Source organism: Roseateles sp. (assembly GCF_031397715.1).
Taxonomy (GTDB): Bacteria; Pseudomonadota; Gammaproteobacteria; order Burkholderiales; family Burkholderiaceae_C; genus Paucibacter_A.
The window spans coordinates 1-5,366 of record NZ_JANNMI010000098.1 but is presented as its reverse complement, the minus strand read 5'-3'; the positions used below and the strand labels follow the sequence as shown (position 1 = coordinate 5,366).

The following is a 5,366-nucleotide window of genomic DNA, read 5'->3' as shown; positions in this document are numbered from 1 at the left end:
GGAAAGAGCACGCTGTTCAAGCTGATGCTGGGCCTAACGCCGGCCACCAGCGGTGAGATTTTGATCAACGGGGGCTCGGTCACCGGCCGGGGCTTTCGCGCCACGCGCCGCGCTTTGGGTTACCTGCCCGAGAACGTGGTGCTGTACGACAACCTGAGCGGATTGGAGACGCTCAAGTTCTTCGCCAAGCTGAAGGGTGCCGACCTGCAGCAATGTGCGCCTACGCTGGCCCGCGTCGGCTTGGCGCACGCCGGCAGCCGGCCGCTGCGCGAGTATTCCAAGGGCATGCGCCAGCGCCTGGGTTTCGCGCAGGCGCTGCTGGGCCGGCCGCAAGTCTTGTTTCTGGACGAGCCGACCAATGGCCTGGATCCGCAGGCGATCCGCGATTTCTATTTGATCCTGCACGAGCTGCGCGATAGCGGTGTGACCGTCATCATCACCTCGCACATCCTGGCCGAACTGCAGAAGCGGGTCGACCGGCTGGCCATCATGGTCAGCGGCCGCATCCAGGCGCTCGGCACGGTGCAGGGCCTGCGCGAGCAGCAGCAGGCGGCGCTGACGATCGAGCTTTGCCTGAGTGCGGTGGATGCCGTGTTTGCGCGCCAAGCGCTGACTCAAATTCAGGGCGTCAGCTGCAGCAGCGCCAAGCTCGGGCTGAGCGTCAGCTGCCCACGCGAGGCGAAGATGGCGGTGCTGGGCGTGGCCGGTAGCCTCGGCGCACGCCTGCTGGATTTGACGATCAAAGAGCCCTCGCTTGAGGACGTATTTTTCGAACTGGGCAAGGCCGCGTAGAGACATGGAATTCAGCCAAATCATGACCCTGGCCGCGAAAGAATTCCGCGACCGCATGCGCAACCGCTGGGTGCTGGCGGTCGCCCTGGTGTTCACCGCCTTCTCGCTCGTCATCACCTATTTCGGCGGTGCCAGCTCCGGCCAACTGGGGCCGCGCTCGATCGAATTCATCATCGCCAGCCTGGTCAGCCTGGTGATTTATTTGATCCCGCTGATCGCCCTGCTGCTGGGCTTCGACGCCATCGTCGGCGAGCGTGAACGCGGCTCGCTGGACCTGCTCTTGGCCCTGCCCATCACCAAACTGGAGTTGCTGCTGGGAAAGTATCTGGGCCTGGCTGCGGCGCTGACGCTGTCGACCTTGGGCGGCTTTGCCTTGGTCGCCGCGCTGCTATATCAACAGTTCGGCTGGGCCGGTCTGTTTCACTACTTGGGCTTCATGCTGAGCAGCACGCTGCTGGGCCTGGCATTTTTGAGCCTGGCGGTCTTGCTGTCGGTGCTGAGCCGCGAACGCACCCGTGCATCGGGGCTGGCGATCGCGCTGTGGTTCTTTTTTGTGCTGGTGTTTGACCTGCTATTGCTGGGCGCGCTGGTCGCTAGCGGCGGTGATGTGGGGGGTGAGTCACTGGCCTATCTGCTGCTGCTCAACCCGGCCGATGTGTTCCGCATCCTGAATATTTTTTCGCTCGACGATATGCGCAACCTTTATGGCCTGGGCAGCATCGTGCCGCCCGCGCTGGCCAAGCCTTGGCTGATGGGCTTGGTGATGGGCGCCTGGATTGTTGTGCCGCTCGGCATTGCACGTTGGAGATTCAAATCATGAGTAAACGCATCCATCGACGCTCCCTCTTGCTGGTGGCCGCCATCACGCTGATCGGCTGCGGCCGCAAGGACGAAGCCAAGCCGCTGGTGGCACTTGAGATCGACCCCCGCACCACCTGCGACTTGGACGGCATGCTATTGGCCGATTACCCCGGCCCGAAGGCGCAGATCCACTACGCCGGCGCGGCCGAGCCGGTCTTCTTCTGCGACACCGTTGAACTCTTCAACACCCTGCTGCGGCCCGAGCAGGTGCGTGCCGTCGAGGCGGTGTTTGTGCAGGACATGGGCCGCGCCGACTGGGATCAGCCGCGCGGCCATTGGATTGATGCCAAGGCCGGCTTCTATGTACTGGGCAGCAAACGCCATGGCTCGATGGGGCCGACCATCGCCAGCTTCAGCCAGCAGGCCGATGCCCAGGCCTTCATCAAACAATGGGGCGGCAAGCTCCTCAGCTACGCCGAGATCAAGCCGGACATGGTGGACCTCAGCGGCGGCGCGCTGCACGACAGCCGGATGTAGCGCCACGGCTCGCCATGCGGAACTTTGCAGCACCGACGCGGCGCCTGATCTGGGGCGCGCTCCTCGCGCTGGCCTTGCTAGGCAGCCTGCAGTTGCTGCCCAGCAGACCGGCGCCGCCGACCGACGTCTGCCTGGTCGCGCCGCCGACGCCGTTTGATGCCCGCACCGGCCTGGGCTTGCTGGCAGCGCGCCCGGTGCCCGCCGACGCGCGCTGCCCGGTCTGCGGCATGTACCCGGCGCGCTCGCGGGACTGGGCGGCGCAGGTGATTTTCAAAGACAACGGCGACACCCAGTTCTTCGACTCACCGCTGTCGCTGTTCATCTATTTGCAGGAGGTGGGCCGCTACACGCGTGGCCGCAGCGCGGCCGAGATCGGCGCGGTCTATGTCAGCGATGCCAACAACGGCGCTTGGATCAAGGCCGAGACCGCCGTCTATGTGCAGGGCTCGAGCGCGCTCGGTCCGATGCGCGCCGGCAATCTGCCGGCCTTTGCCGACAAGGCCCGCGCCGAGGCCTTCGCCGCCCAACGCGGTGGGCGCCTGCTGCGCTTCGAACAGATCGACGCCCAACTGCTGGCCGGCCTGGCGCCCAACCAGCCACATAGGCACTGACGCCGATCTCACCAAGCCGCACAACAGCGCCTGGTTCTCGCAATTGATCGCCGCCCGGGCCGCCGCAACGCTGGGCCTGCCTAAGATGGCGTCATGGACAGCTTGATCAGCAAACCCACCGCAGACCGCACCGGCCTAGCCCGCCGCCGTTTCTGGCTCACCTATGCCGGCGTGTGCGGCTTGAGCTGGCTGCTGTTTGTGCTGGCCGGCACCGACTACAAAAAGGGCGCCTGGGAGGTTTGGTCGGCCATCTACGAGGCCAGCATGACCTTGTGGGCACCCATGCTGCTGGGCGTGGCGGTCTTCCCCTGGGTGCGCCGGCTGCAAAAGTCCCAGCCGGCGGTGGCGTCACTGTTCGGCCTGCATACCTTGGCGGCCCTGCTGTTCAGCGCGCTCTGGCTGGCGGCCGATTTCATCCTGGCCAGCCTGCTGTTTGGCCCCGAGCATGCGCATGCCACCTTGATGCAAGCGGCGCTGTGGCGCACCGTCACCGGTGTGTTTGTTTATGTGCCGCTGGCGACCGGCTTCACGGCCGTCCTGAGTGCGCGGCAGGCGCGCGCCAGCGCCCTGGCAACGGCGCAGGCCGAGAGCGCCCTGGCGCGCGCCGAGCTGGCCGCCATCAGCGGCAAGCTGAACCCGCATTTCTTGTTCAACACCCTGAACTCGCTGATCGCGCTGACCCGCAAAGACGCCCGCGCGGCCGAGACCGCGCTGATGCACTTCTCCGACATGCTGCGTTATGTACTCGACAGCAAGCGCGGTGTCGCCGACCGGGTCAGCCTGCGCGAGGAGCTGGACTTTGTGCGCGACTATCTGGCGCTGGAGGGCTTGCGCCTGGGCGCACGCCTGCGCCTGGTCTGGGAGATTGACTCCGCCACCTTGGACGACGAGATCCCGCCGCTGACGCTGCAGCCGCTGGTTGAGAACTGCATCAACCACGGCATCACGCCCAGCGTGGCCGGCGGCTGCGTCAGCATCAGCGCGCGCCGCGATGCGCTGACGCAGGGCCTGGCGCTCACGGTACAAGACGACGGCGCCGGCTGCGAGCCCGCCCGCCTGAGTCCCAGCCAGCCCCAGGCTCAGCGCCAAGGCATAGGCCTGAGTGCGCTGCGCCGCCGCTTCGCACTCGACTACGAGGGCCGCGCCCGCCTGCAAGTCCACACCGCACCCGGCGCCGGCTTTCGCGTCGATATCTGGATACCGCAAACATGACTTCACGGATCACCACCCTGATCGCCGAGGACGAGCCGCTCGCCAGCGAGGCGCTGGCCGACTGGGTGGCGCAGCTGCCGCAGCTGGAGCTGGTCGGCGTCTGCGCCGATGGCATCACGGCCTTGGCCGAGATCCGCCGCCTGCAGCCGGGCCTGATCTTCATGGACATCAATATGCCCGGCATGACCGGCCTGCAGGTGCTGCGCAGCTTGGCCGAGGCCGAGGCCGACGCTGACGCACAGCAGCGCGTCATCTTCACCACCGCCTACGACGAACATGCCCTGGCCGCCTTCGAGCTGCACGCGGCCGACTATCTGCTCAAGCCGTTCACGCAAGAGCGCTTCAACGAGGCGGTCGAACATGCGCTGCGATCGGTCGTCAGCAGCACGCAACTGCAAAGCACGGTCGAAGCGGCCGCTGACGAGCAAAGCCCACTGACGCGCATCCTGGTGCGCGACCAAGGCAAGATCTTCCCGCTGCAGGTCGACGCGATCGAGTACCTGCGCTCCGACATCAAATACACGGCCGTGGCCAGCGCCGGCAAGCAGTATCTGGTGCGCCTGCCGATCACCGCCTTTGAGCAGCGGCTCGATCAGCAGCGCTTCTTGAAGCTGCAGCGCAGCTGCATCGTCAACCTCGACTTCGTCGTCTCGATGACGCCGGACGAAAACTCGCAGCTGATCGTGCAGATGCAAGACGGAGCGCGTTTCACCGCCAACCGGGATGTGTCCAAGAAACTTCGGGAGCAATCGATATGAGCAAGTTCCCCGTCGCCATCGCCTGCTTGGTTTGGCTGTTAGCGGGCAGCGCCTTTGGCCAAAGCAACTCCAAACTCGTTGTCCGCCAGGGCGTTGAGGGCCGGCTCTATATGCCAGGGCCGTTCGACCGCATCGAACTCGCCGGCACCACCCATGTGCGCTTGCTGCAAGGCGAGCAGGACCAAGTCTTCATCGTCGGCGATGCCCAACTGCAAGACAGCGTGGCGGTCACGGTGTCGCAAGGCCGGCTGGACATTCGCGGCATCGAGACCTGGAAGTTTTGGGGCACCAAGCGGCTGGAGGTCGAAGTGAGCTTGCGCCGGCTGCGCGAGCTGGTGCTGTCCGGCGCCGGCGAGCTGCATGCGCCGGACGGCATCACGGCCGGCCCCTTGAGCATCCGCATCTCCGGTGCCGGCTCGGTCCGCTTTGACGACCTGACGGCCGAGCGACTCGACTTCAATATCTCGGGTTCCGGTGTGGGGGTCTTGCGCGGCCGGGTCGAACTGCTGGACTTGAAGATCTCCGGCAAAGGCAAACTTCAAGCCGAAGACCTGCTTGCCGAGGCCGCCAACATCAAGATCAGTGGCGTCGGCAACGCCGATCTGTGGGTCAGCGAGAAGTTGAACCTGAATGTCTCCGGTGTCGGCCACATCGA

The 5,366-nt window shown here is 65.5% G+C and carries 7 protein-coding genes; all 7 read left to right on the top strand.

Annotated features, from left to right (window positions below):
- On the top strand, positions 1-792 hold a 792-nt coding region (locus tag RMO57_RS04320), incomplete at its 5' end, for an ABC transporter ATP-binding protein (RefSeq protein ID WP_310384556.1).
- A gap of 4 nt (positions 793-796) precedes the next feature.
- A complete protein-coding gene (locus RMO57_RS04315; protein ID WP_310384555.1) occupies positions 797-1,612 on the top strand; it encodes an ABC transporter permease in 816 nt (271 codons plus the stop codon).
- Positions 1,609-2,130 carry a nitrous oxide reductase accessory protein NosL gene (locus RMO57_RS04310; protein ID WP_310384554.1) on the top strand — a complete coding sequence of 174 codons (522 nt, stop codon included), beginning with the start codon at positions 1,609-1,611 and terminating at the stop codon, positions 2,128-2,130. Before RMO57_RS04315 ends, RMO57_RS04310 begins: the two co-directional genes overlap by 4 nt.
- Positions 2,131-2,144: 14 nt before the next feature.
- Positions 2,145-2,741, top strand: coding sequence for a nitrous oxide reductase accessory protein NosL (locus RMO57_RS04305; RefSeq protein WP_310384552.1), 597 nt, complete (start codon positions 2,145-2,147; stop codon positions 2,739-2,741).
- A gap of 93 nt (positions 2,742-2,834) precedes the next feature.
- Positions 2,835-3,953: a sensor histidine kinase gene (locus RMO57_RS04300; protein ID WP_310384550.1), complete on the top strand. Its 1,119-nt coding sequence runs from the start codon at positions 2,835-2,837 to the stop codon at positions 3,951-3,953.
- Entirely contained in the window at positions 3,950-4,711 is a 762-nt protein-coding gene (locus tag RMO57_RS04295) for a LytTR family DNA-binding domain-containing protein (RefSeq protein WP_310384548.1), read from the top strand. Before RMO57_RS04300 ends, RMO57_RS04295 begins: the two co-directional genes overlap by 4 nt.
- A partial coding sequence (locus RMO57_RS04290) for a head GIN domain-containing protein (protein WP_310384546.1) occupies positions 4,708-5,366 on the top strand: 659 nt, incomplete at its 3' end. The genes RMO57_RS04295 and RMO57_RS04290, both read left to right, overlap by 4 nt.